This is a genomic window from Ruegeria sp. CDSC081 (assembly GCF_059610485.1).
The window spans coordinates 89,696-114,226 of sequence record NZ_JBXWNS010000003.1; the positions used below are offsets into that span (position 1 = coordinate 89,696).

The following is a 24,531-nucleotide window of genomic DNA, read 5'->3' on the forward strand; positions in this document are numbered from 1 at the left end:
CGGCTGGTGAATTTGGCTGGCGAAGAGACCCCGCCAGCCGGACTGCGTTATTGGGCAGCCATTTCATTTACGATCATGTCATAGGCCGCCTGTGCGTCAACACCGGTGCCGTTGACCTCGTCAATCACCTTGGCGCGGACATCAACGGCGATCGCGTTGAACTTTTCCAGATCTTCCGCCGAGGCCGCGTTGATTGCGTTGCCCTCAGTGGCTTCGGTCGCCTCGCGGCCGATCCCGTCGATCTCGTCCCAGATCTTGCCGATTTCGCGGCTCAGCGGTTCACCAAACACATTCTCCTCCAGCGCCTGCTGCAGCTCAGGGGGCAGGTCGGCAAACGTTTCTTCGTTCATGATAAAGGCGAACGACCCGCGATACAGACCGCCCGGAACCTCGTAAACGTTCTGGGCAACCTCGGTCAGCTTAAAACCCTTGCGGGATTCAAACGGCATGACAACGCCATCGGCTGCTTTCGAAGCAAGGGTCTCATAGACTTTCGGTGCAGGCACCTGGATGCCGGTCGCGCCAAGCGCTGTGCCGACGTCACCGCCGACCCCACCTGGGATACGGACCTTGAGGCCCGACACTTCATCCAGCGTGGTCACCGCGCTGCTGGAATGCAGCTGCGCCGGACCATGCGTATGCAGGGCGATCACTTTCACGCCGCGATGCTCGTCCGCGGCCTTGAGATGTGCGTCATAGGTGCGCCAATATGCAACCGATGCGGCCTCTGCCGAGCCTTCATATCCGGGCAGTTCTATCATCTTTGTGGTGACAAAGCGCCCCGGCTGGTAGCCGTGGAAAATGATCGAGGCATCCGCCGCGCCATCCATGATCAGGTCCATCTGTGCTGGTGGTGGCGCGATCCCCAACTTCAGTTCGGCGGTGACCTGACCGTCTGTGGCCTCTTCAACCATTTCCACGAATTTTGGCCACATCTTCGCGTTGATGCCGTGGGTCGGCGGCGCCCAGCTGGATATGGTCAGCGTATAATCTGCGGCCAGCGCCACGGTGCCCGAAACGGCCAAGGCGGCTGAGGCCAATAGCGTGCTCAAACTGTTGAATTTCATGGTTTTGTCTCCTCCCTCTGAAACATACATTGAATCTGCGTTAATAGTCCGTTTTGTAACCATCAATAGTCATGGTGATGTGGTCTGCCCCGCAATCCTCCAAGACCCGGGGCTTTCAGCGGCAACGGTCTCCATTATTCCCCGCGACACCTGCACCCCAATTTCATCCCGATAGTTCATCGGCCCGCCGCGCCAGCGCGGGAATCCGTAGCCATGGATCTGGACCATATCCACGGCCATCGCGTTTTCGGCGATACCCTCTTCGATGATCAATGCGCCCTCATTCGCAAGTACCGCGATCAAACGGGACGAAATCTCGGTGCTCGTAAACGCGCGCCGGGTGATGCCATGTTCAGCCGAGTTGGCTTCGATCAAAGCCTCGACCTGTGTATCACGGATCGGCGTACGGTCGCCGTCATCATAACTATACCAGCCTTTTCCGGACCGCTGCCCGAAACGCTCCATCTCGCAAAGCTGGTCGGCCACAGAGACATAGCGCTCATCCGGTGGGCGTGTTGCGGCATTGCGCTTGCGATTGGCCCATGAGATCTGAAGACCGGTCAGATCCTGCAATTCGTACGGACCCATGGGCATACCAAAGTCGCGCATGGCCTGATCCACTTGATAAGGCAGCGCACCATCTGCCAGAAGATAATCAGCCTCGCGCCGATAGGCGGCCAGCATGCGATTGCCGATAAAGCCATCGCAAATGCCCGATAGGACCGCCACTTTGCCCAGCTTTTTGCCAAACGCAAATCCGGTGGCGATGACCTCTGGGTCCGAATGCCCGGAATGTACGATTTCAAGCAGTTTCATGACATGGGCTGGGCTGAAGAAATGTAGACCTATACAGCGGGCCGGACTGTCGATACCGGCGAAAATCTGGTTTGGATCCAGATAAGATGTGTTGGTGGCAAGAATTGCGTTTGTGTCCATATGCCGGGCGAGTTCCGCGAAAACCTGCTGTTTGACAGATATGTCCTCGAACACCGCCTCAATGGCCAGTTGCGCACCCCGTGCGTCGGCATAGCTGTCAACGGCGCGAAAGGCGCTCAGGCGGCTCTGCATCTGCGCCTCAGTCAGCTTTCCCCGTTTGGCAGCGCCTTCGAGCAGGCCCTTAACACGCCCCAAGGCCGCCGCGGCGGCTTCGGCGTTCTGCTCAATCAACGTGACAGAAAACCCCCCATTCAGGGCGGCGGTTGCAATCCCGGCACCCATCAGACCGCCGCCGACCACCGCGATACGGCTGATGTCGCGCGGGGTTACGCCTCTGATCAAAGAAGGTTTGGACACGCTCCGTTCGGCAAAGAAAGCATGGCGAAGGGCTCGGCTTTCGGCACCTTGGCGCAGGGCCAAATGGCGGACGCGCTCTTTTGGCAAGGCATCGGCAAAGGGTTCGGTTGCCCACCCCAATGCCGTCAGATTTTCCAGCGGAGACTGCTGACCCTTTGACCGTTTCAAAAGTTCCGCGCGCGAAACCTCTATCAGGTTCGGTGCAAAGCTGGTGAGGCTACGCTGACTGACTGGCACTGGTCGCTGCGGCAGGTTGGCCGCAAAGGCCTCAACGGCAGCCTCAGGCTGTTCAGCGACAAGATCAAGGCCACCCAGCCCTAGTAACGTTTCTGCAGTCAGGATCTTGCCCCGGCAGGCCATGTCAATCGCGGCCTCCATCCCCACAAGACGGGGAATACGCTGGGTGCCCCCTGCCCCGGGGATCAGGCCGACATTGACCTCTGGCAGACCAAATCTGGTGCCCGACGCGGCAATGCGCCAAGCGCAAGCCATGGCAATCTCGAACCCGCCGCCCAGAACAGTACCGTGCATGCAGGCGATAAAGGGAACTTCACTGTCTTCGATCATCTGTACTACGTCAGGCAGATGTGGCTCAACCGGTGGGGCGTCGAACTCTGACATATCGCCACCGGCAACAAAGGTTTTACCCGCACATCGCAGGACAGCCACGCGCGCGCCTTTGATGGCACCTACCGCGTCGGCCAACCCCTGACGCACCGCAGCGGATGTCGCGTTCACTGGCGGATTGTTGATCGTTACCCAGGCAACGTCACCCTTCCGCTCAACGCTCACCACCGGCGATTTTGCCATAACCCATCCCTTTGATTTGCTCAGATTCGGCTTGCGTTTATATATTGACCAACCGTTCGGTTAATGCAATCATAAAGTTGAAACGATACCGGCCGAGGCAGTGATGAGCGATACGATTCTTGTAGAAAATCACGGGAACTGGGTCGAGATTACGTTGAACCGTCCAGACAAGCTGAATTCGTTCAACGAAGACATGCATCATGCGCTTCAGGCTGCCTTGAATTCCGCGCGCGATACAGGCGCGCGGGCAGTGCTGCTGACGGGCACCGGGCGTGGCTTTTGTGCCGGTCAGGACCTTGGTGACCGCGATCCGTCGAAAATGGACGGGCCACCGGATCTGGGCAAGACCGTCCGCAGTTTCTATGCCCCCCTCGTGCGTCTGATCCGGTCGTTGGACTGCCCTGTCATCTGCGCCGTGAATGGCGTCGCTGCCGGCGCCGGGGCCAATCTGGCACTGGCCTGCGACATGGTTCTGGCAGCGGAAAGCGCGAAATTCATCCAGAGCTTTTCCAAGGTCGGCCTGATCCCAGACACTGGCGGCAGCTGGCACCTGCCCCGCCTTTTGGGCGAGGCGCGCGCCAAAGGGCTGGCCTTTACCGCACAGCCGCTGCCCGCCAAACAGGCCGAAGACTGGGGCCTGATCTGGAAAGCCATACCCGACGATCAGCTATTGGCAGAGGCTCGTACGCTGGCTGATCAACTGGCCAATGGCCCGACCCTTGGGTTGGGCAAGACCAAGCACTGTATCCAAGCAGCGGCGACGACCTCTTTGTCCGATCATCTGGAATTCGAGGCTGATGCGATGAAAATCTGCGGCGAAAGCGCGGATTATGCCGAGGGCGTGTCCAGCTTTCTTGAAAAGCGCGCGCCCAATTTTCAGGGTAAATGACGATGACACCAAAGGAACGTGCCAGCAAATCAGCCGCTGCGATGTGGGCGAGTGACGAAGCCAGCAAATGGTTTGGCATGGAGCTTGTCGAGGTGGACGAAGGCTGCGCAGTTCTGGCGCTGACCGTCGTTGCGCATCACTGTAATGGGCACGGCATGTGCCATGGCGGCGTGACCCATGCCCTGGCCGACAGCGCCTTCGCCTTTGCCTGCAACAGCCGTAATCACGCGACCGTTGGCCAGCACACGATGATGAGCTATCTCGCCCCCGGCAAGCTGGGGGATCGCCTGACGGCCACCGCGACCGAGGTCTCGGTTACGGGCCGCAGCGGCATCTATGACGTGCGCGTCACCAATCAAGACAGCAACGTGGTCGCCGAATTCCGCGGCATGTCCCGCGCGATTGGTGGCACGAATTTTCAAGAATAGCTTCGCGACCGAAGGAGTAACGCGATGGAGGACCTGTCCCCTAACAAAGCTGACCTGGACCCGATCGAGATTGCCTCGGTTGACGAAATCCGCGCCACCCAGTTGGAGCGTCTGAAATGGTCCCTGCGTCACGCTTACGAAAACGTGCCGATATACACCCAGCGCTTCGACGATGCCGGCGTGCATCCAGATGACCTGCAACAGCTCTCTGACCTTTCGAAATTTCCATTCACCTACAAGAACGACCTGCGTGACAACTACCCGTTCGGCATGTTCGCCGTGCCGCGCAGCCAACTGGTTCGGCTGCATGCCTCATCCGGGACAACCGGCAAGCCAACCGTTGTGGGCTATACCAAAGGCGATATCGACAACTGGGCCGATCTGGGTGCTCGGTCGCTGCGGGCCGCAGGTCTGCGCAAGGGCGATATCGTGCATAACGCTTATGGCTATGGCCTGTTCACCGGGGGTCTGGGCGCGCATTACGGTATCGAACGTCTAGAGGCGACCGTCGTTCCGATGGGTGGCGGGCAAACCGAAAAGCAGGTTGGACTGATCACAGATTTTCAACCCGATGGGATCATGGTGACCCCATCCTACATGCTCAACATCCTCGAACAATTCCATAAGGTGGGTCTTGATCCGCGCGAAAGCTCTCTGAAGGTTGGTATCTTTGGCGCGGAGCCCTGGACCGACGCGATGCGCTCGGAAATCGAGGCTGCATTCGACATGCACGCGGTCGACATCTATGGCCTGTCGGAAATCATGGGGCCCGGCGTTGCCAGCGAATGCGTCGAAACCAAGGATGGCCCTGTGATCTGGGAAGATCACTTTCTGCCAGAAATCATCGACCCCGCCACCGGCGAAGTACTGCCCGACGGTGAAACTGGTGAGCTGGTCTTTACCACCCTGACCAAAGAAGGGCTGCCGATGATCCGCTATCGCACGCGCGATCTGACCTGCCTGCTGCCCGGAACGGCCCGTTCCATGCGTCGCATGGCCAAGATCACCGGCCGCAGCGACGACATGATGATCCTGCGCGGCGTCAATGTCTTTCCCAGCCAAATCGAGGAACAGGTCATGGCGACAGGAGGCCTTGCGCCTTATTACCAGGTCGAGCTGTATAAATCCGGCCGGATGGATGCCATGCGGGTCTTTGTCGAAGCCTCTCCGGGATCTACCGATGAAATGTCCAAGACGGCGGCCGCCCGGATGCTGACCAAACGCATCAAGGACATCGTTGGAGTTTCAACAGAAATTGTTGTAGGTGAGCCGGGCGACGTCGAACGCTCTCAGGGCAAGGCGAAGCGCGTCATCGACAACCGCGATAAGGATTAAGCCTTGGCCCGGACAATCGCAAAAGACCACGACCAAAAGCGGGAACAAATCCTGAAAACGGCAGCCAAAGTGTTTGCCGACCAGGGGTTTGATCGCGCTTCGATGACCCTTTTGGCCAATGAGTGCGGAATCTCCAAGGCTAACATTTACCACTATTACGACAGTAAGGATGCCATCCTGTATGACATCCTCGAAACCTATCTGCGCGAGCTGCGCGACCGCATTTGCGAAGTCGATCTGACGGGTCTTACACCCGAGCAAAAGCTGCGAAAGACCGTGCGTGAGATCCTGTTTGCTTATCAGGGTGCGGATGATGAACACCGGGTACAGATCAGCGGCATGAACGCCCTGCGCGACGATCAGCAAAAGCTCTTACGAGGGTATCAGCTGGATCTAGTGAATTTCGTCCGGGATATCCTGAAAGACCTGTCTCCGGACTCGTTTGGCGATGACAAGGACAAGCTGCGCGGTGCCACGATGTCAGTTTTTGGCATGCTGAACTGGTATTACATGTGGAACACCGGCTCGGGCACCAAAGCACGTGAGGATTACGCAGATCTGGTCAGCACCCTAACGCTCCACGGAATACGCAAACTCTAGACCCAGGACGGGCCGCTTCGCAGGACAGTTGCCTGACAGAATAATTTAGGCTCACCCCCCAACTCCGATCCATACCATTGGGTCAGAAATTAGGGGGATAAGCCTGCTTTCAATCTGTTACAGCTGGATGCGGAAGGCCGCAAAACCATCTGCGCCCTCACCGACATCCTCGATCGAAACACCTTTGACGTCACTCATATAGTCACGCGCCTTCGGGCCTGTTTCGAACAGGACCGTGGTGCCGTCCAGCGGCGCAAACGACCAGTTGGCATCTGCTTTGGGGTCAATCGTGCCCTGTTCGACGATATAGCGGACAATCACGTCGCGGTTGGTGTCCGGCGCCTCGAACACAACCGTGTCGCCCATCGCGCCGGGGAAAGATCCGCCACCGGACGCTCGGTAATTGTTGGTGGCAATGATGAACTCCATATCATCCGTGACCGGAGAACCATTGAAGGCAAGGTCCACGATCCGGGCCGCGCCAGGGTTGACCTCTTCACCCTTGGGTCCAAACCGCGATGGTTGGGACAGGTCGATCTGATAGGTGACGCCGTCCATCACGTCAAAATTATAGGACGGAAACTCTGGGTTCAGCAGGACCGCGTCGCTTGCGCCCGGTTCGACCTGATTGAACATCCCGGCAGACCGCTCCAGCCAACCTCGGACCTGCGCTCCGTTCACCCGTACGGCGCGCACGGTGTTGGGATAAAGGTAAAGGTCGGCCACGTTTTTGATGGCAACGTCACCCACCGGGACATCGGTGTAATATTCCGGGCCACCACGACCGCCGGCCTTGAAAGGCGCCGCGGCTGACAGAATGGGCAGGCCTTCATGTTCCGTGCCCTTCATCATTTCTTCGACGTACCATTTCTGCGCTATCGACACGATCTGTACAGATGGATCATCCGCTACCAGCGCAAAATAGCTGTGCAGCGGGGCCGACGTCTTGCCGACCGCACGGCGCACATAGGCTAGTGTTTCGTCGTGATCTTTCGCGACCGAGGCCAGCACGGCCTGATCGTCCTCGACCAGCGCCGTGATCGAGCGATCTTCGTTGCGAACCGAAATCGGGCGCGCCTCAGACGTTGTGGTCACCACACGCCACTCGTTCCCATCGCGCTCCAGCAGCAGGTCCAGAAGGCCAAGATGTGATCCCCAGAACCCGCCCATGACGGCGGGTTTGCCCATCAACGTCCCTTTTGCAACGTCGATACCGGGACGGTCGGCAAATGTCTCGGACGGGAAAACAAGGTGGTTGTGACCGGTCACCAGCGCGTCAATCCCGTCAACGCCAGCCAGCACAACCGAGGCGTTTTCCATACCGTCGGAATGGTCGGCATCGCCAATCCCCGAATGCGAAAGCGCGATGATCAGGTCGCAGCCCTGCTCTTTCATCTCAGGCACATAGGCCTGCGCTGTCTCGACAATGTCGCGGGCCTGCACGTTTCCTTCGAGATGCTTGCGGTCCCAGTTCATGACCTGCGGCGGCGTAAACCCAATGACGCCGACCTTGATCGGGTGTTTGCTGCCATCGCCCATTTCGATCTGGCGGTCGAGAATCGCATAGGGTTTGACCAGCGTTTTATCCTCACGCGGGTTTGCCCCCTGTTCCTTTGCGACGTTGGCCAGTACAACCGGGAAATCCGCGCCAGCAAGCGCCTTTTCCAAAAAGTCCAAACCGTAGTTGAATTCGTGATTGCCCAATGTGGCGGCGTCATAACCGACTGTGTTGAAGGCGGTGATAATCGGGTGGCTGTCGCCCTCTTTCATCCCGCGCTCATAGGCGATGTAATCGCCCATTGGGTTGCCCTGCAGAAAGTCTCCGTTATCGACCAGCAGAGAATTCGTCGCCTCGGACCGGATGCCGTTGATGATCGAAGCGGTGCGGGACAGGCCTACCGTGTCGCGAGGCTTGTCGGCGTAATAATCGTAAGGGAAGACATGCACATGAATGTCCGTCGTCTCCATTATCCGTAAATGCGACTGATTATTGGCAGCCGCCGCAGAAAAAGGATGAAGTGTAATGGCCGCGGCGCTGGCGGTAGTGGTCGCAAGGAACTGACGGCGGGACATCAAGCTGGGGTTGGAAAATGGCATGTGACACCTTTCATTTTCGTTTGTCGACGCGACTTGTGCAGGCCCTGCGAAACTGTGGTGTGACACTGGCTGGCAGGTCCTGCCACGCGTCGAACTGGGCATGAACCAAGTCAGTTTGCCCACAAGTTTCAGGGCGCGTAAAGCAATCCCGGGGTCTCAATTCGATTTTTGTAAAATCTTGCCAATGCCCAAAGCCGCGTTCAGGCAATCAATCGGGCAACGCTTTCGGCTGTATCCAGCTAAGGATCGGCGATGAAAGGTCCAAGGCTGTCGCTGAACTGTTCTATGAATTCCAGCGTGACCAGCGATGGTTGCTTCAAAACCGGTCGCACCAGCGACAGCGTATGAGGCAGAAATGGCCTGAAAGGCCGATAGCTCAACCCCCTGTTCTGATATTGTACTGCGTCCAGTTCGCTAACGACAGACACCCCAACGCCCTTCACCACCAATTCGCAAGCGGCCGTGAATTGCCGAACCTCGATATGCGAGTTCAGTTCGACATTCGAGTTTTGAAATGCACGCGACAGGCGCGCGAAAAAGTCGCTGTCGCGCCGGGTGTGGATGATCTTCTGATCGGCAATATCTGCCGGTGTCACGGTCGAAAGGTCTTCCAGCGCATGGCCTGCGGGAAAGACGCAAACTGTGCGGATATCAATATGGGTGCTTTCGACAGCCGGGTGGCCATTAAACCCATCTGTGATTCCGAAATCATATTGCTCGCCGATCATCCACTCCAGGATGCGCTCGGGCCGATCCGGCTCTATCGTCATGGTGACGCCAGGCCGGTCACTCAGAAATCCGGCAACAACGTCTGGTAAGTGACTGGTGGCGAAGCCAGGAAGGCAGGCGACGCGAATATGCCCGGCTTTGCGTTGCGTGATGTCCTGACTCACATCCGAGATCTGCCGCATCAGTTCCAGCACGCGCTCTACGCTGGGTTGCAGATAGCGAACTTCCTGCGTTGGGACCAATCGACCTTCGCGGCGGTCGAACAGTTGAAACCCAAGCGATTTTTCCAAGTCTGAAAGCAACCTGCTGACCGCAGGCTGGCTGACCCCCAGATCGGATGCGGCAGCCGTGACCGAGCCATTGACGGTCACCGCCATAAGTGCCTCAAGCTGCCTAATTCTCAGGGTTTGGCTCATGGAGCGTCCTGTTTTTGATGCAAACCTCGGTCAGTTCATAACATCGTATTATATTTTTTGCTAGAAAATCAGGCTTGAATTATATTTCTGTAACGTTAACGTCGTGAAATCGTCATGTGTGCCGATTACGCGTAGCGCTCGGTATTCAACGAAGCATCGCCTTTGATGCATGGGAGGAATCATGAAAACGAAATTGCTTGGCGCTCTTGCCGTATCAACAGCCTTGTCCCCGATCGCGGCAATGGCGCAAACCGAAGTTCAGTTCTGGCATGCCTTTACCGGCCGCCTGGGTGAGCTTGTGAAAGCTCAGGTTGAAGAATTCAACGCCAGCCAGGGTGAATATGTCGTGGTTGAAAGCCACAAGGGCAACTATTCTGAAACCCTGAATGCAGGCATCGCCGCCTTCCGCGCCGGTGAACAACCGCAGATCCTGATGGTCTTTGAGGTTGGCACCGCAACTATGATGTCGGCCCAGGGCGCGATCAAACCGGTCTATGAGGTAATGGCCGAAAGCGGTGCGTCATTTGATCCGGACGCCTATATCGGCTCGGTCAAAGGGTATTATACGACCACAGATGGCGACATGCTGTCCCTGCCCTTCAACTCGTCAACACCGGTTCTATGGGTCAACCGCAACGCCTTCGAAGCGGCGGGCGTTGATCCCGACACCGATCTGTCGACCTGGGAAAAGGTCGGGGACACGCTGGATCAGCTTAAGGCCGGTGGTGAAGATTGCCCGTTGGTCACTGCATGGCAAAGCTGGATTCATCTTGAGAACCTGTCAGCCTATCACGACGTCCCCTTCGCATCGCAGGATAACGGCTTTGCCGGTCTGGATACCGAGCTGATGCTGAACGGCCCGGCCCAGGTTGCGCACCTGACCGCGATGGGTGACTGGGCCAAGGACGGCAAATTCATCTACACGGGCCGCCGCAACGAAGGTGGCGCGAACTTCCGGTCCGGCGAATGCGCCCTGTTCACCGAAAGCTCGGCAGGATACGCTGGGATCAAAGCCGAAGCCGAGTTTGATTTCGACGTGCGTCCGCTGCCCTATTGGGAAGCTGTCACGGCCGAGCCGCAGAACACCATCATCGGTGGTGCCTCACTGTGGGTCATGGAAGGTCATGAGGCCGATGAATACAAAGGCGTCGGCGAATTCCTCAGCTTCCTGTCCTCGTCTGACGTTCAGGCAGCCTGGCACCAGAACACCGGCTATCTGCCCATCACCACCGAGGCGGGCGAAGCGACCCGAGCGTCTGGTTTCTATGACGAAAACCCAGGCACCGACATCGCCGTCATCCAGATGACCGCGAAAGAGCCGACGGCAAACTCGAAAGGTCTGCGTCTGGGATCATTCGACCAGATCCGTGGCATCATCGACGAAGAGCTTGAGGCCATCTGGGCCGGTGAAAAGACCGCCCAAGAGGCGATGGACAGTGCGAAGGAACGCGGCGACGCGCTGCTGCGCCGGTTCGAATCCGCCAATCAATAAGTCGTAATCTGATGCGGGCCTCGTTGGGCCCGCATTCTACTCTGGTGGGCCAATAGAATGGAAAAACGCGTCATTTTTCGCGGCTGGCTGCTGCCGCTTGCGCTGATCGCCCCGCAGGTCATCATTTCCGCCGTCTTCTTTTTCTATCCTGCTGGTCAGGCCGTATGGCAATCGTTGTTCATTCCCGACCCGTTCGGGTTGTCATCTCAGTTCGTGGGCTTGGGCAATTTCGAATTCCTGCTGAGCGATAAATACTACCGCGCCTCATTCGTGACGACGGCGGTGTTTTCTACGCTTGTGACCCTGTGCTCGATGATCCCGGCCTTGTTCCTGGCAGTCATCGCAGATCGACTGATCAAGGGCTCGGGCGTGTATCGGACCTTGTTGATCTGGCCCTACGCCGTTGCCCCCGCGGTGGCGGGTGTGCTGTGGCTGTTCATGTTCAACACCCGCGTTGGTGTGGTCGCATGGTATCTGGGCCAGCTCGGCTATGACTGGAACCACGTCCTGAACGATGCCGAGGCCATGGGGCTGGTCGTTGTCGCCTCGGCCTGGGGGCGCATCAGCTATAACTTTCTGTTCTTCTTTGCGGCGCTGCAATCCGTGCCCCGCTCGGTCATCGAAGCAGCGGCGATTGATGGGGCCCATTTTTGGCGCCGGTTCTTTACCATCGTACTGCCGCTTTTGTCGCCGACCGCGTTCTTCCTGCTGGTCGTGAACATTGTCTATGCCTTCTTTGAAACTTTCGGCGTGATCCACACGATCACCGGAGGGGGTCCGCAACAAGCCACAACCATCCTGGTCTACAAAGTCTTTTCCGATGGGTTTGTGGGCCAAGATCTGGGGTCGTCTTCGGCCCAGTCGGTCATCCTGCTGGTGGTTGTCGGCCTGCTGACAGTGATCCAGTTCAAATATGTTGAGAAGAGGGTGCATTACTGATGGCGGCCCAACAACATGGAATGGTCGAGAAACGTGGTGCGGGCCTGTGGCTGACCCATGCGTTTATGATCCTTGGCGTTCTGGTCATCTTCTTCCCGATCTGGCTGGCCTTTGTGGCCTCGACCGTCACGCAGGCCGATATCATTTCGCCCCCGATGCCGGTTGTGCCAGGTGATCAGTTCTGGGTGAATTACAAGGCGGCCCTGTTCTCAGGCGTGAACGTCCCGGTCGCAACGATGCTGTTCAACAGCCTGGTGATGGCGATTGGCATTGCCGTGGGCAAGATCGTCATCTCGCTGCTGTCAGCCTTTGCCATCGTCTACTTCCGCTTTCCCGGGCGGAACACGTTTTTCTGGCTGATCTTCCTGACCCTGATGCTGCCGGTTGAGGTGCGGATTGTCCCGACCTTCGAGGTGGTGGCCGGGTTTGGTATGCTCAACAGCTATTCGGGGCTGATCTTTCCGCTGATCGCCTCGGCCACTGCCACGTTCCTGTTCCGCCAGTTCTTTCTGACCATCCCGGACGAACTGGCCGAGGCCGCGCGGGTGGATGGCGCCCGCCCCATGCGGTTCTTCGTTGATATCGTGATCCCGATGAGCCGAACCAACATCGCGGCCCTGTTCGTGATCCTGTTCATCTATGGGTGGAATCAATATCTCTGGCCGCTGCTGATCACCACCGATCCTGAGATGAACACCATCGTGATGGGCATCAAACAGATGTTCCCCTCGGGCGATGATTTTGCCCATTGGCCGACGATCATGGCAACCTCGATCCTGGCAATGATCCCACCGGTCCTTGTGGTGGTGTCGATGCAAAAGCTTTTTGTCCGCGGCCTTGTCGATAGCGAGAAATAAGAAATGGCAACAGTATCCCTTGAGAACGTCAAAAAGAGCTTTGGCCCGACGGACGTCATTCATGGCATCGACGTCGATATCGCGGATGGCGAGTTTATCGTGATCGTCGGCCCCTCGGGCTGCGGCAAATCCACTTTGCTGCGGATGGTGGCCGGGCTTGAGACTGTGACATCCGGCGAAATCCGGATTGGCGAAGAGCGCGCCAATGACAAGGAGCCGATGGACCGGGACATTGCGATGGTGTTCCAGAACTATGCTCTGTACCCCCATATGTCGGTACGCCAGAACATGGGCTATGGTCTGAAAATCGCCGGATTGCCCAAGGCTCAGATTGACCAGAAGGTGACCGAGGCCGCTAAGCTGTTGCAGCTTGAGCCGCTGCTTGACCGCAAGCCCCGTCAGCTTTCAGGCGGTCAACGCCAAAGGGTTGCCATGGGCCGCGCTATTGTCCGCGAACCTGCCGTGTTCCTGTTTGATGAACCGCTCTCAAACCTGGATGCAAAGCTGCGTGTCCAGATGCGCCTGGAAATCCGCGAACTGCAAGAAAAGCTGGGTATCACCTCGCTATACGTGACCCATGATCAGGTCGAGGCCATGACCATGGCCGACAGAATGATCGTGATGAACGGTGGTGTTGCCGAGCAGATCGGCACCCCGCTTGAGGTCTATGAGACGCCGCGGACGCTGTTCGCTGCGCAATTCATCGGCAGCCCGGCGATGAATACCTTTGATGCAGAGCGCCAGGGCGGAAAGATCAGGATCAACGATACCGAGATTGGCCCCTCGGACGGGCCCGATGGCCCGTTCAAATTGGGCATACGGCCAGAGCATCTGTTCCTTGATGAAAACGGGCCCTTTGATGTCGTAGTTCAGATAGCCGAACCGCTGGGGGCGAATACTTTGTTGCACGGTCAGGTGTCAGGCTCTGGCGCGGCAATCACGATCAGCCTTCCGGGTGTTCATCCGATCGAAGGCCGTCATCCCAATATGCGTTTTTCTGTTGCGCCAGAGCATATGCATCTGTTTGACCCGGCCTCTGGCATAAGGCTCGAGGGCTGATGCCTTTCCCTCAGGTCGAGGCGTTTCGCGGCGGTAAAAACCTGATCCGTGTAGTAGGGCACCGGGGGGCACGCGGCGTCCTGCCCGAAAACAGCATGATCGGCTTCGATTTTACGCTGTCCATCGGGGTTCCGCTTCTTGAGTTTGACGTGGTGCTGACGGTGGATGATGTGCCCGTCATAACCCATAACCATCGGCTACATGCGCCGACCTTTCGGGATGCCAGCGGTCAGTTTTTGACCGGAAAAGAACCCAAAGTCTCGTCCCTGTCCTTCGACCAGATTCAACAGTTCGAAATCGGGCGCTTGGACGGACACTCGGATTATGGTCGACGGTTCCCCGATCAGGCCCAACTGGACGGCGTTCGCGTACCAAAGCTGCAGGATCTGCTGGATCTGATCAATCGGCCGGAATACGGCGAAGCCAATCTGATGCTCGAACTGAAATCTGATCCGGATCTGGCCCATGACGCAGCCTATCTGGACCGCTTTGTCGAACGCGTGGTACAGCAGGTTCGGGCCGCTGGCCTATCCGATCGCGTGTTGCTGCACAGCTTTGACTGGACCCTGTTGGAAGTCTGTCAGCGGCAGGCACCTGACATGCCGTCATCTTACCTGACGCAGCTTCCCGAAAATGTCGATGACGTTGGCGAGGATTCCTCCAAGGCCGTTTGTCCGGACTTTCGAGGCCAAAGCGAAAAAATCCCGCAAATGGTCAAGCAAGCGGGCGGCGCGCTTTGGTGTCCGTATTTCGCAGATGTGATATCTGAGGACGTCGCGGTTGCCAAAGAACTTGGGCTTTGCGTAGCCGTATGGACGGTCAATGAACCGACGGATATCAGCAGGATGATTGATCTGGGTGTCGATGCCATCGTCTCGGACTATCCTGGACGGGTTCAAAGGCATCTGTCGGATTTGGGCATGAGATGGGTGTGATCCAGCCGCGATTTCCGACACGATCGCCATCGCTAATGACGGGACCATTCAGGATCACATCGACTCGCTGTCGGGTTAGTTTATAGCTGGGCCGCGCGGTTGTTGCTGCACTACGTGCGCGAGGCTTCGAACGCCGCCCATGCTTGTTCAAAGGCCTCAAAATCGAACTCTGACGCGCGTGCTGGGCCAAGAATAAGCTTTTCGGTTTCAAGCAATTTGCGGATCGCCTGTTCCAGGCTGTCCACCACTTCGGGTGGGATCACCAAAGCGCCGTGCCGGTCCGCATGCACCAGGTCCCCGTCCTTGATCGAGAGGCTGAAGATGGTCACCGGGGTGCCCACCTCTTTGACGTGCACGAACCCGTGGCTTGGACCGACCGAGCCCGCCACAACCGGAAACTCATCCGGCAAATCGCCCAGATCCCGCATCACTCCGTTGGTCAACGCACCGCTGATGCCAAACCCTTTGTGGACCGTGGTATTGATCTCACCCCAATAAGCACCGATGCAGTCCGGAAAATCCAGATCTTCGACAACCGTAACAGCCGGGCCTGTGCCCGTTGCCATGTGCCGGTAGTAATCCATCCGGCGCTGACGGATCACTTCGGGAGGGTCTTCGGGAGGGTTCACCGCCGCGATCTTTGCCGTTCTGGCATAACCGACCATTGCCCCCGCCTCGGGATCCGAGCACAGCATTGTGCCCCGCGTGAAATTGTCGAACCCACGCTTGCCTTGCGCCACTTCGATCGCATTGCAAACGGTGGGGGTGTCGACGGATTTCAAAAGGTCCAGCAAGGGTTTTTTCATTGTGCCTCCAGCCAACGGCACAGCGCCGCTGTCGTCAGTTCGGGTTGTTCAAGTGTAGGCAAATGCCCCGCCTGCTCGATGACCTCGAAACGGCTATTCGTGAGAAGTTCATGCATCAAGACGTGTCGCGAAACCGGGCACAGAGCATCATCTTTCCCGCACAGGATCAGGGCCTGTCCGGAATAGCTGCGCAAGGTATCGCTTTGGTCGGGACGATCTCGCAATGCTTTGGACTGGTTGATAAAAACATCCGGTCCAAGACCCAAGGCCATATCCATGCACAGGTTCAGAATTGCCTCGCGGTTCGGGCCATCGGTCAGGTAGTTTGGTTTCATCTCCTCGGCCATGACCCGGCCCAAGCCCCCACTGGACACAGAGGCGATTTGTGGACCACGCCTGGCTTTGACGTCATCCCGTTCGGCCAAGTGGTTGGTATCCATCAGCGCCACGCTGACGACGCGCTGCGGTTGCTGCCGGACTATTTCCATCGCAACGATGCCACCCATGGACAGACCCGCAAGGACAAAGCGCGGGGGCGCATAAGACAACACTTCGGCGGCCAAAGCCTGCACCGTGTCATGCCCCCCAATCGGCGCGTAGAGGACAGGATTGCTGCTCGAAAGCGCCGCGATTTGCGGGGCAAAAAGCCGGGCATCGCACATCATGCCGGGCAACATAACAAGTGGTTTCATGTGACCAATGCAGCCCCGTCGGCCAGAGATCCAAGCTTGGCAAAGGCGATATCAGGATCAACCGCACCAAATCCGGCAAAAGTGCCAAATCCGCAATCCGAGCCCGCGATCACTCTTTCGCGGCCAACAATATTCGAAAACCGTTCAATACGTTGGGCGACCAGTTCCGGATGTTCGACAAAATTTGTCGTGGTGTCGACAACGCCAGGTACAAGCACTTTGTCCGCTGGTATTTCGGCTTTGCGGTCACGGAACACCGTCCATTCATGCGCATGACGGGGGTTCGAGGTTTCGAACAGGACATAGCGGGATTTGGTCGACATCAGCGTGCCGAATACTTTGTCCATTCCAATGTCGCAACAATGCGGTCCTTCGTAATTGCCCCAGCAAATATGGACGCGCACCTTGTCAGCGGGAACGTCCTGCAATGCGTGGTTCAGGGCCTCAACATGCAAATTGGCGACTTTGACAAATTCTTCGTCCGAAAGGTCAGAGAACAGCATATGGCGAGACAGGGCCAGGTCGGGGCAATCCAGCTGTAGATCCAGACCGGCCCCCACAATGGTTTCGTACTCTTGCTTCATCGCATCGGCGAGTGCAGCCAGATAGGCTTCACGTGTGGGGTAGAAATCATTTTGCAGAAACAGTGAGATGACACCCGGGCTGGCCGCGTTCATAAAACCACGCTCGACACCATGCGCGGCCATGGCGGCCTTGAGGTTGTCGATGTCTTTTTGCAGTTCACCTTGCCCTTTTGACCGCACCTCACCCACACACATTGGGCGCGCATATTGTGGCGTACCGCCATCATCAGCCAAGCGTTTCAGGAAGCCGGGAAACATCTTCAGATCCGCTGGCGCGTTGCGCGGGCTGTCCCCGTCAAAACCAGTATAGCGATCTTTGACATAGGTGGCGTATGAGATCTTCGACGTCTCGCCATCTGATACGATATCGACCCCGGCTCCGACCTGTTTGCGCACTGTCTCGGACACTGCCGAGGTCATACACGCATCAAAAGCATCCGCGTCAAATGGCTCTGCACGCTCGCGCGCAAAGATGAAATCCACGACCTCCTGACTACGCGGAAGGCTCCCTACATGTGTGGTTGAAATGCGGGTCATTCCTTCTTCTCCCTCTGCAAGTCTAATCTGCGCCGCCCGGAAGGCAGCGCAGTTTGTTTCATGCACCTGTCCAAGTTGTACCGGCCGGATCTTCGGTTGCGGTAACGCGATAGAGCCCCGCGTCACCGGTCATCGAAGGCGTGACGCCATAGCTTTCGCCGGGCAGAACCAGTGCGGTATCCCCATTTGTCAGGGTTGTTTCAACATCCTCAATCGTAATCCGCCAGTGGCCACTGGCCGGCATCAAGACCACAGGCTTTTCGGCTTTAACCGGATCAGACACGCACGAGCCGCGACCAAGGAAATCAACCTCGAAACCCGGCTTGTCCTTGATCAGGCCGTTTTCACCGATCACAACGGCAGGCCTGTTTGATGACAGCGCCATCAAATCCCAATAGCGGGCCACGTAATTGCCAATCACATTTTCGACGGGGACCTCGGGATAGGCTTTCAACTGCTCTTCAGTCAGCAAGGGCATGGGCTGTACATTATGCGGCAGCGTTTCCCCTTTTTTGCTGTCGTAAAGAATCCCATTGTTTCCCAGCATCAAGCCATGGGCCTGCGCATCCTGAATAACCTGCGGCGCCCAGGTGACCCCGCCCCCGGCATCGTCACCGCCAAGGACCGCCATGATCATCCCGTAGTCCTGCCCCACATTTTCAAACCCGCGGAAGATACCGGTCGGGATGTTGAAGATGTCTCCTTCTTCGGCAATGAACTCGCCAGCCGATCCGTATCTGCCCCAGAAGAACCGCCAACGGCCTTTGGCAACAAAGAACACTTCGGCCGTGGTGTGGCTATGCAGAGAGTTCCGGCATCTCGGCGGTTGGCCCGCAGCACCGATGTTGAAACCGATCTTATCGGTGATGTGGACGTGTTGATCGGGGCTTTCGGATACGCCCCCGCCGACGATGGTGAAGTTTTCCTTTTGATCTGACCCCGGGGTATGGGCGTCGATGAACGCGGTTTTACAGGGTTTCAATTCGCCATAACGGACGATGCGGCTTTGGATGGTACTCATTTCTGTCTTCCTTTTGGTTGGAGTTCGCTGCGGTCAAACTCCGAAACCAGGCGGGCGGTTGTTCAGTCGCCGGGCACGCAGGCTGGCCCGGTGGGCGTGAAAACGCCGCAGCGCCTGCCCAGCCTCCAGATTTGAGAGACGATGCGACATTTACAGATCACCGGTTTTCAAAAGGATCTGTTTCCAGACCGACGTTTCATCAAACAGAGTGTACTCACGGCGCAGGCCCCAGGGGCCGAATTCGGCGTGGCTAATACCCAGCACAAAGACCTCGGCCCCCGTCGGCGTGCCGAACACACCCCATCCATCATGCTTGCCATGCAGCGACCAGCGGATCGCGGCGCGGGGCGGCATCATTGGGTCATCGCGACCGATCTGATGTTGAATTTTGAACTCGGCATTCGGGAAAGAGGCGCGAAGTCCCATCCAAAAGCGATCGACCGGAGCCCAGCTGTGACCAGTCGTGCCGCGCGGATATTCCGATTGCACGGCGCGGTCATACTCGGCGCTGATCACGCTCAGGTCTGCAGACATGACCCGGTTCAGAATGTCGGCGTATTTCTGACCCCATTCATTGTCATTGCCACGCCCTTTGTAAGGTCCAGGCTGATCATTCGCCGGCGTGTAAGGCTGGGCGCAAGCCTCTGGGCCGCCTTCGCGGGCGATCAGATCGCGGGCATATTCTTTTGGGTCCCAACCCATCTGTTGGACAATCGCACCCTGGTCGCGGATCAGCCATTCATCGTTGATCTGGTTGTTGATGGCGTGACAGTCAGCAAGGATACGGTAGACCAGCTTTTTCCCGGTAGCCTTCCCATAGGCACCGTCGCCCAGATGGGTCGCAGTCGACAAAAGCCTGTGCGAGGACAGCATGCCATCTTCCGGTGTGCCGGACCAAATCACATCCTCACCCAGCAATGTGCGGTCGGGGAACTCGGCAAGCGTTGCCATGGTAGCGGCAATGACGCCCTGATTGCCAACGACAACTGACCCCGGGGATCGAACTACGATATCGGGCGCATAGTAATGGTGCAGCGTGGCAATGCCCCGATCTTCCCAGATTTCTTTTGTGATCCCAATAATATAGTCAGGAAAATCTTTGAATTTCGGGTCAAATCCCTTCATGTCTTCCATCCTTCAGGTATACGTGCAGAACCGCGAACAATCAGCGGTCCATCTATTTCCAATCGGTGCGGACCAACATCGGGCCCTTCGATTTTGCTCAGCAAAATGTCCACGGTTTCGGCAACCATGCGGTTAGCAGGCTGTCGTACGGTGGTCAGGCTATAGGTTGGCCAGGCGGCCACAGCCACGTCGTCGTATCCGACAACCGAAACATCTTCGGGAATCCTTAGGCCCAACTCGAATCTGAGGGTGTCCATCACTGCAATAGCCATGTGGTCATTGGCCACAAAAACGGCGTCGGGCGGGTCCGAGGCAAACATCTCCAGCGTTGCCGCCCGCGACTGTTCGCTGGTGAAGTTCCCAACGCCGCGCACATGCAGTTCCGCCCCCGCATCATGCAAGGCGGCCCTGAAACCTGATTCGCGGTCGCGCTGGGTCGACGCGCCTTCCCAACCGGCTATGTACCCGATCTTTTTATGCCCCCCGGCCAAAAGGAATTCGGCAGCCTTGCGCCCACCCGCGATATTGTCCGAGGTGACCGCCGACATGGCCGGGTCGTCCTGAACCCGGTTAAACAGCACCATCGGCACACCGGCAGCCAGACAACGATCCGACAGATCCGACGACAAAGCCACCGAAGCCGCGATAATCCCGTCAACCTGAAAATCCAGTATTTCTTCGATCACGTTGTCTATGTTGCCGGCCTGATGCGACGCCATGAAGACCAGCACGTGGTAGCCGCGCTCTTGCAACTTGTTTGTCAGCTTTTCCAACGCTTCAGGATAGAACTGATTGTTCAGATAGGCGACCACAAGTCCAATGATCCGACTTTTGCCCGAGACCACCGCACGGGCCAGAAAATTTGGCCGATATCCCAGTTCATCCGCTGCCTTGCGCACTTTCGCGACCGTTTTTTGCGAGGCCGATGCACCAGGCGTAAAGACCCGGCTAACGGCGGATTGGCTGACCCCGGCCAGCCGGGCAACGTCCAACGATGTAACTTTCTGAGTAACCATCAGTCTGCCGTCCAGCCTCCGTCCACCAACATTGCTGTTCCTGTAACCAAAGCCGACGCCTCTGATGCCAGGTACACTACCGCGCCCATAATATCCTCAATCTCTCCCGGGCGGCCTAGCTTGATCTTGTCCAAAATCCAGGCCCGTTTGGTCGGGTCCTCGAATGTAGGCCGGGACAAATCCGTCAGGATGAAAGTCGGGCAAATCGTGTTGACACGGATCTTTGCGGGCCCGAATTCCAGCGCCATCGCCTTGGTAAAGCCCTCGACCGCAAACTTGGAGGCGCAATAGACCGCGCGTTCCTGCCCGCCGACATGGCCCATCTGGCTTGAGATATTTATCAGCGATCCGGGACGCCCGGCCTCAAGCAACCCTTTGGCAACGGCTTGGGTTAGGAAATAGGCCCCCCGGACATTGACGTTCATGACCGAGTCAAAATCTTCGGGCACCGTTTCGACCGCCTTGCTATGACGTGCAAACCCTGCGGAGTTCAAAAGGATGTCAAACGGCCCGTTTTCGGCGACAGCCGCGGCAGTTCCTGCTACATCGGTGACATCCATCTCAAGCACCTTGGCAGACCATCCCTTGGCAGTCATCTGATCGGCTATCTCTTGTAACGCACTTGCGCGGCGCGCCGCCAATGTGACCTCGGCCCCATGCTCTGCTAGCGCTACGGCGCAGGCCAGACCTATGCCCGACGATGCCCCGGCGACTAGCGCACGTTTGCCGCCTAGACTGAAACTGGGGGTACTGGGAAAATTGAGCATATCAGACCTCGCCGACTGGGTATGGAATTTCACCCGCGACACGCGCTTTGTTGAATTCGCGCAGGCGGGCAAAGACATCTACGCCCAGTTGCCGGTACACGTCCAGCAGGTCGACCAACACCCAGTTTTCCCGGATCAGGCCATCTTCCAATCGCCAGAAATCCAACGATCTCATGGTGATGCGCTGGCCAGAAGGGGCGATACCCATCCAGCCGTCATGAGTGATGGTCTGGATCATGTCCGGCCAGCCGGTAACAGCTGCATAATCACCGTCACCAAAGAAATGAAAGGTGATCTCGTCGGCGTATTTGCCTCGGTCCGGCATACCACTCAGGAAAGGGATCTGGTGCCAGTTGCGAAACCCTGCAATGCCGCGCCCGGTGCCGATCCCGGCGGGTCCGTACCAGTTCATGCGCGGATGCCAGAACCTTTCCATCTCCATCACTTCGGGGCCACCCTGACTGGGATGCTTTTCCAGATGTTCAAGCATGGAAACGATATGGTCGCAGGAGGCCTTCGATTTTGCCTCATCCCAGGGGCCCCGCACGATACCGTCCAGCGTCGCCGGGCCGGGAATACAGAACTCCTGCCCCAAAGACGGGGCCATCGGCCAGGCCTTCGCTTGCATCATCACTTCGGGAATGTCCCAGAGTGCCTGGATTTCGACAACTTTGCGATCTTCGAAGCGGTAGAATTCGTGGAACCGCATATGGGTCAGATGCCCGGTCGGCGGGATGTCCAACCAAGGGGCGACGAAGGTGCCTACGTAGTGGCCGCCACAGCAGACCCAATCATTGCCATGTTGCGTCGGCCCGCCCATCACAATCCAATCCCGGCGTTCCAGATCAGGCATGGATTTCAAAAGCGGTGTGTAGCAGGCATCATAGAGTTCCTGCGGCCCGGTCAGGTCGCCGAATGGATGGGGCATGTGGATGACGGCATCGGGCGCAATCACCGCCTGCAGTGCAGCTCGGACGCCGGTTTCGTCAAAGTTATACATGGCTTCGCGCAATGGCGCGATCAGGGCCTTATGGGTAGAATGTGTGTCCATTGCGAAATCTCGCATTGTGTTATCTGCTTTTCTTTCAAAACCCGTGGTGCCCGGGCAAACCCCAAGCGCAAGTTCTGCAGCAATGACCTCACTCTTATGAGGACGCGTCTGCAGCCTCGCGATAAGCCGCACCTTCGCCGTAAGGTACGTTGATACCCCCATAACGCCGGACGCGAATATTGCATTGCTCGGCATGGCCGACAAAGCCTTCCAGCATACACAGGCGTGAGCCGAATTCGCCGATCATTGCCGCAGCCTCGTCGGTAACAACCTTCTGGTAGCTATGAGTTTTCATGAACTTGCCGACCCACAAACCGCCGGTATAACGTCCGGCCTTTTTGGTCGGCAGCGTGTGGTTCGTGCCGATCACCTTGTCACCGTTTGCAACATTGGTCCGCGCCCCAAGAAACAGCGCGCCATAGCTGGTCATGTTTTCCAGGAACCAGTCGTCACGGTCGGTCATCACCTGCACATGCTCAGAGGCGATATCATCGGCAACTTGCAACATTTCGTCATAAGTGTCGCAGACAATGACTTCCCCATACTCCTCCCAGCTGACTTTTGCGGTTCCGGCGGTAGGCAGGATGCCGAGGATACGGTCGATCTCGCTCAGCGTTTCTTCGGCCAGCTTGCGCGAGTTGGTGACCAGAACACAGGGGCTGTTGTAGCCATGCTCGGCCTGCCCCAACAAGTCGGTCGCACAAAGTTCTGCATCGGCAGCGGTTTCGTCGGCAATGACCATGGTCTCGGTCGGGCCCGCAAAAAGGTCGATGCCAACGCGACCAAAGAGCTGCCGTTTGGCTTCTGCCACAAAGGCGTTCCCGGGGCCGACCAGCATGTGGACCGGATCAATGGTTTCCGTACCGATCGCCATGGCACCAATCGCTTGGATACCACCCATGACATAGATCTCATGCGCCCCACCCAGATACATGGCAGCGATCACGGCCGCATTGGGCTTGCCCTGAAACGGCGGCGTGCAGGCGATGATGCGAGGCACACCGGCCACTTTAGCGGTCGCAACCGACATATGCGCCGAGGCAACCATCGGGAATTTACCGCCAGGAACATAACAGCCAACAGACTGCACCGGGATGTTCTTGTGGCCGAGGATGACGCCCGGCAAGGTTTCAACCTCGATATCCAGCATTGAGTCGCGCTGCGCCTGGGCGAAGTTTATCACCTGTTTCTGAGCGAACTTGATGTCGGCCAGCTCGCGTTCGGTCAATGAGGCGATCAGCTCGTCGATCTGTTCCTGGCTCAGGCGGAAGCTTTCCGGCGAGTAATTGTCAAACTTTTCCGACAGATCACGCACTGCCGCATCACCGCGGGTTTCGATGTCTTTCAGCGTCGCTTCAACGACAGCGCGGGTTTTGGCGTCATCTTCGGCTCGGTCGGCCTCGGGTTTGCCGCTTTTCAGATATTCGATAGCCATTGTCCTAATCCTCAATTTTCGGGCCGGGGCGGAATTTCTTCTCCCCGGTCAAATGTTTCCCACCCTTTGCCCTGGAACAGATCGACGCCAAGCTGCGAGGCGACATGGGCAAAATCGACATTCACCCAGTTGTCGACGATCTTGCCGTCGACAACTTTCCAGAAATCCATGTAACGGATCTCGACGCGCTTGCCGGTGGGCGCAATCCCCAGAAATTCGCCAGAATGGGTTGCTTCCTGGCGGCCAAAAGCTGCCGCCCACTCGCCCATATAAAGCCGGGCCTCGTCGATGCAGGTCTTGTCGGAAAACGCAGCCTGGAACGGGCGTTGCCAGTTTTCCTGGAATTCCTTCAGGCCCGTCTTGGTGCCGCAACCCTGGTTGCCAAGCCAGCGGAACCCTTCGGCGAAGAATTCGCCGATGTCTTCGATACGGTGGTCGTTCAAACCATCGACCATCCCCTCGATCACGGCGCGGGTCTCGTCGGTTTTGCTCATGTCCGTGTCACGTGTCAGCACGGCTTGTTCGGGGCGGGAGCCCTTCATGTTTCTCTT

General features: G+C 57.5%; 23 protein-coding genes. 9 read left to right on the forward strand and 14 right to left on the reverse strand.

From position 1 onward, the window contains the following. Positions 1–47: 47 nt before the first annotated feature. Entirely contained in the window at positions 48–1,067 is a 1,020-nt protein-coding gene (locus AC2FH9_RS06010; RefSeq protein WP_271949076.1) for a TRAP transporter substrate-binding protein, read from the reverse strand. 69 nt (positions 1,068–1,136) lie between these two features. Continuing rightward, entirely contained in the window at positions 1,137–3,170 is a 2,034-nt protein-coding gene (locus AC2FH9_RS06015) for an FAD-dependent oxidoreductase (RefSeq protein ID WP_496871063.1), read from the reverse strand. A 103-nt stretch (positions 3,171–3,273) separates the two neighbouring features. Here AC2FH9_RS06015 and paaG point away from each other — a divergent pair, with 103 nt between their 5' ends. The 4 genes from paaG to AC2FH9_RS06035 are packed head-to-tail and all read left to right on the forward strand — an operon-like array spanning position 3,274 to position 6,422. Continuing rightward, positions 3,274–4,059 carry a 2-(1,2-epoxy-1,2-dihydrophenyl)acetyl-CoA isomerase PaaG gene (paaG, locus tag AC2FH9_RS06020; RefSeq protein WP_496792048.1) on the forward strand — a complete coding sequence of 262 codons (786 nt, stop codon included), beginning with the start codon at positions 3,274–3,276 and terminating at the stop codon, positions 4,057–4,059. A 2-nt stretch (positions 4,060–4,061) separates the two neighbouring features. Further along, entirely contained in the window at positions 4,062–4,487 is a 426-nt protein-coding gene (gene paaI / locus AC2FH9_RS06025) for a hydroxyphenylacetyl-CoA thioesterase PaaI (RefSeq protein ID WP_142639944.1), read from the forward strand. A gap of 24 nt (positions 4,488–4,511) precedes the next feature. Beyond that, a complete protein-coding gene (gene paaK / locus AC2FH9_RS06030; protein WP_142639891.1) occupies positions 4,512–5,822 on the forward strand; it encodes a phenylacetate--CoA ligase PaaK in 1,311 nt (436 codons plus the stop codon). 3 nt (positions 5,823–5,825) lie between these two features. Further along, complete coding sequence (locus AC2FH9_RS06035; protein ID WP_496871064.1) at positions 5,826–6,422, forward strand: TetR/AcrR family transcriptional regulator; 597 nt, start codon at positions 5,826–5,828, stop codon at positions 6,420–6,422. Between the two features lie 117 nt (positions 6,423–6,539). On the opposite strand, the gene AC2FH9_RS06040 is transcribed toward AC2FH9_RS06035, so the two are convergent. Then, complete coding sequence (locus AC2FH9_RS06040; protein WP_496871065.1) at positions 6,540–8,519, reverse strand: bifunctional 2',3'-cyclic-nucleotide 2'-phosphodiesterase/3'-nucleotidase; 1,980 nt, start codon at positions 8,517–8,519, stop codon at positions 6,540–6,542. 239 nt (positions 8,520–8,758) lie between these two features. After that, complete coding sequence (locus tag AC2FH9_RS06045) at positions 8,759–9,664, reverse strand: LysR substrate-binding domain-containing protein (RefSeq protein ID WP_496691522.1); 906 nt, start codon at positions 9,662–9,664, stop codon at positions 8,759–8,761. 181 nt (positions 9,665–9,845) lie between these two features. On the opposite strand from AC2FH9_RS06045, the gene ugpB reads away from it, so the two are divergent. The 5 genes from ugpB to AC2FH9_RS06070 are packed head-to-tail and all read left to right on the forward strand — an operon-like array spanning position 9,846 to position 14,946. Beyond that, positions 9,846–11,156, forward strand: a complete 1,311-nt coding sequence (ugpB, locus tag AC2FH9_RS06050) for a sn-glycerol-3-phosphate ABC transporter substrate-binding protein UgpB (RefSeq protein ID WP_496871066.1) — start codon at positions 9,846–9,848, stop codon at positions 11,154–11,156. 57 nt (positions 11,157–11,213) lie between these two features. Next, on the forward strand, positions 11,214–12,095 hold the full coding sequence (gene ugpA / locus AC2FH9_RS06055) for a sn-glycerol-3-phosphate ABC transporter permease UgpA (RefSeq protein WP_142639899.1): 882 nt from the start codon (positions 11,214–11,216) through the stop codon (positions 12,093–12,095). Between the two features lie 20 nt (positions 12,096–12,115). Then, entirely contained in the window at positions 12,116–12,952 is an 837-nt protein-coding gene (gene ugpE / locus AC2FH9_RS06060) for a sn-glycerol-3-phosphate ABC transporter permease UgpE (RefSeq protein ID WP_271949133.1), read from the forward strand. 3 nt (positions 12,953–12,955) lie between these two features. Beyond that, positions 12,956–14,011: a sn-glycerol-3-phosphate import ATP-binding protein UgpC gene (locus AC2FH9_RS06065; RefSeq protein ID WP_496871067.1), complete on the forward strand. Its 1,056-nt coding sequence runs from the start codon at positions 12,956–12,958 to the stop codon at positions 14,009–14,011. Next, the gene (locus AC2FH9_RS06070; protein WP_496871068.1) at positions 14,011–14,946 is read left to right on the forward strand and encodes a glycerophosphodiester phosphodiesterase family protein; all 936 of its coding nucleotides are present in this window, start codon (positions 14,011–14,013) and stop codon (positions 14,944–14,946) included. The genes AC2FH9_RS06065 and AC2FH9_RS06070 overlap by 1 nt, the downstream gene beginning before the upstream one ends. A 110-nt stretch (positions 14,947–15,056) precedes the next feature. Here the strand turns inward: AC2FH9_RS06070 and AC2FH9_RS06075 are convergent, their stop codons facing one another. From AC2FH9_RS06075 to AC2FH9_RS06120, 10 genes are all read right to left on the reverse strand, one after another. Beyond that, positions 15,057–15,752: an RraA family protein gene (locus AC2FH9_RS06075; protein WP_496871069.1), complete on the reverse strand. Its 696-nt coding sequence runs from the start codon at positions 15,750–15,752 to the stop codon at positions 15,057–15,059. Beyond that, on the reverse strand, positions 15,749–16,444 hold the full coding sequence (locus AC2FH9_RS06080) for an alpha/beta fold hydrolase (protein WP_496871070.1): 696 nt from the start codon (positions 16,442–16,444) through the stop codon (positions 15,749–15,751). The genes AC2FH9_RS06075 and AC2FH9_RS06080 overlap by 4 nt, the downstream gene beginning before the upstream one ends. Continuing rightward, positions 16,441–17,565: a cobalamin-independent methionine synthase II family protein gene (locus AC2FH9_RS06085; RefSeq protein ID WP_496871071.1), complete on the reverse strand. Its 1,125-nt coding sequence runs from the start codon at positions 17,563–17,565 to the stop codon at positions 16,441–16,443. Before AC2FH9_RS06085 ends, AC2FH9_RS06080 begins: the two co-directional genes overlap by 4 nt. Before the next feature lie 58 nt (positions 17,566–17,623). Further along, a complete protein-coding gene (locus AC2FH9_RS06090) occupies positions 17,624–18,586 on the reverse strand; it encodes a cupin domain-containing protein (RefSeq protein ID WP_496792042.1) in 963 nt (320 codons plus the stop codon). Between the two features lie 150 nt (positions 18,587–18,736). Then, complete coding sequence (locus tag AC2FH9_RS06095) at positions 18,737–19,711, reverse strand: nuclear transport factor 2 family protein (protein ID WP_496871072.1); 975 nt, start codon at positions 19,709–19,711, stop codon at positions 18,737–18,739. After that, positions 19,708–20,727: a LacI family DNA-binding transcriptional regulator gene (locus AC2FH9_RS06100; protein WP_496871073.1), complete on the reverse strand. Its 1,020-nt coding sequence runs from the start codon at positions 20,725–20,727 to the stop codon at positions 19,708–19,710. The genes AC2FH9_RS06095 and AC2FH9_RS06100 overlap by 4 nt, the downstream gene beginning before the upstream one ends. Continuing rightward, positions 20,727–21,494 (reverse strand): SDR family NAD(P)-dependent oxidoreductase, encoded by a 768-nt coding sequence (locus AC2FH9_RS06105; RefSeq protein WP_281995153.1) that lies wholly within the window; start codon positions 21,492–21,494, stop codon positions 20,727–20,729. Before AC2FH9_RS06105 ends, AC2FH9_RS06100 begins: the two co-directional genes overlap by 1 nt. A 1-nt stretch (position 21,495) precedes the next feature. Beyond that, on the reverse strand, positions 21,496–22,560 hold the full coding sequence (locus AC2FH9_RS06110; protein ID WP_496871074.1) for an ester cyclase: 1,065 nt from the start codon (positions 22,558–22,560) through the stop codon (positions 21,496–21,498). Between the two features lie 79 nt (positions 22,561–22,639). Next, complete coding sequence (gene hisD / locus AC2FH9_RS06115) at positions 22,640–23,980, reverse strand: histidinol dehydrogenase (RefSeq protein ID WP_496871075.1); 1,341 nt, start codon at positions 23,978–23,980, stop codon at positions 22,640–22,642. Positions 23,981–23,991: 11 nt separating this feature from the next. Beyond that, positions 23,992–24,522 carry an ester cyclase gene (locus tag AC2FH9_RS06120; protein WP_142639920.1) on the reverse strand — a complete coding sequence of 177 codons (531 nt, stop codon included), beginning with the start codon at positions 24,520–24,522 and terminating at the stop codon, positions 23,992–23,994. Between the last annotated feature and the right edge of the window lie 9 nt (positions 24,523–24,531).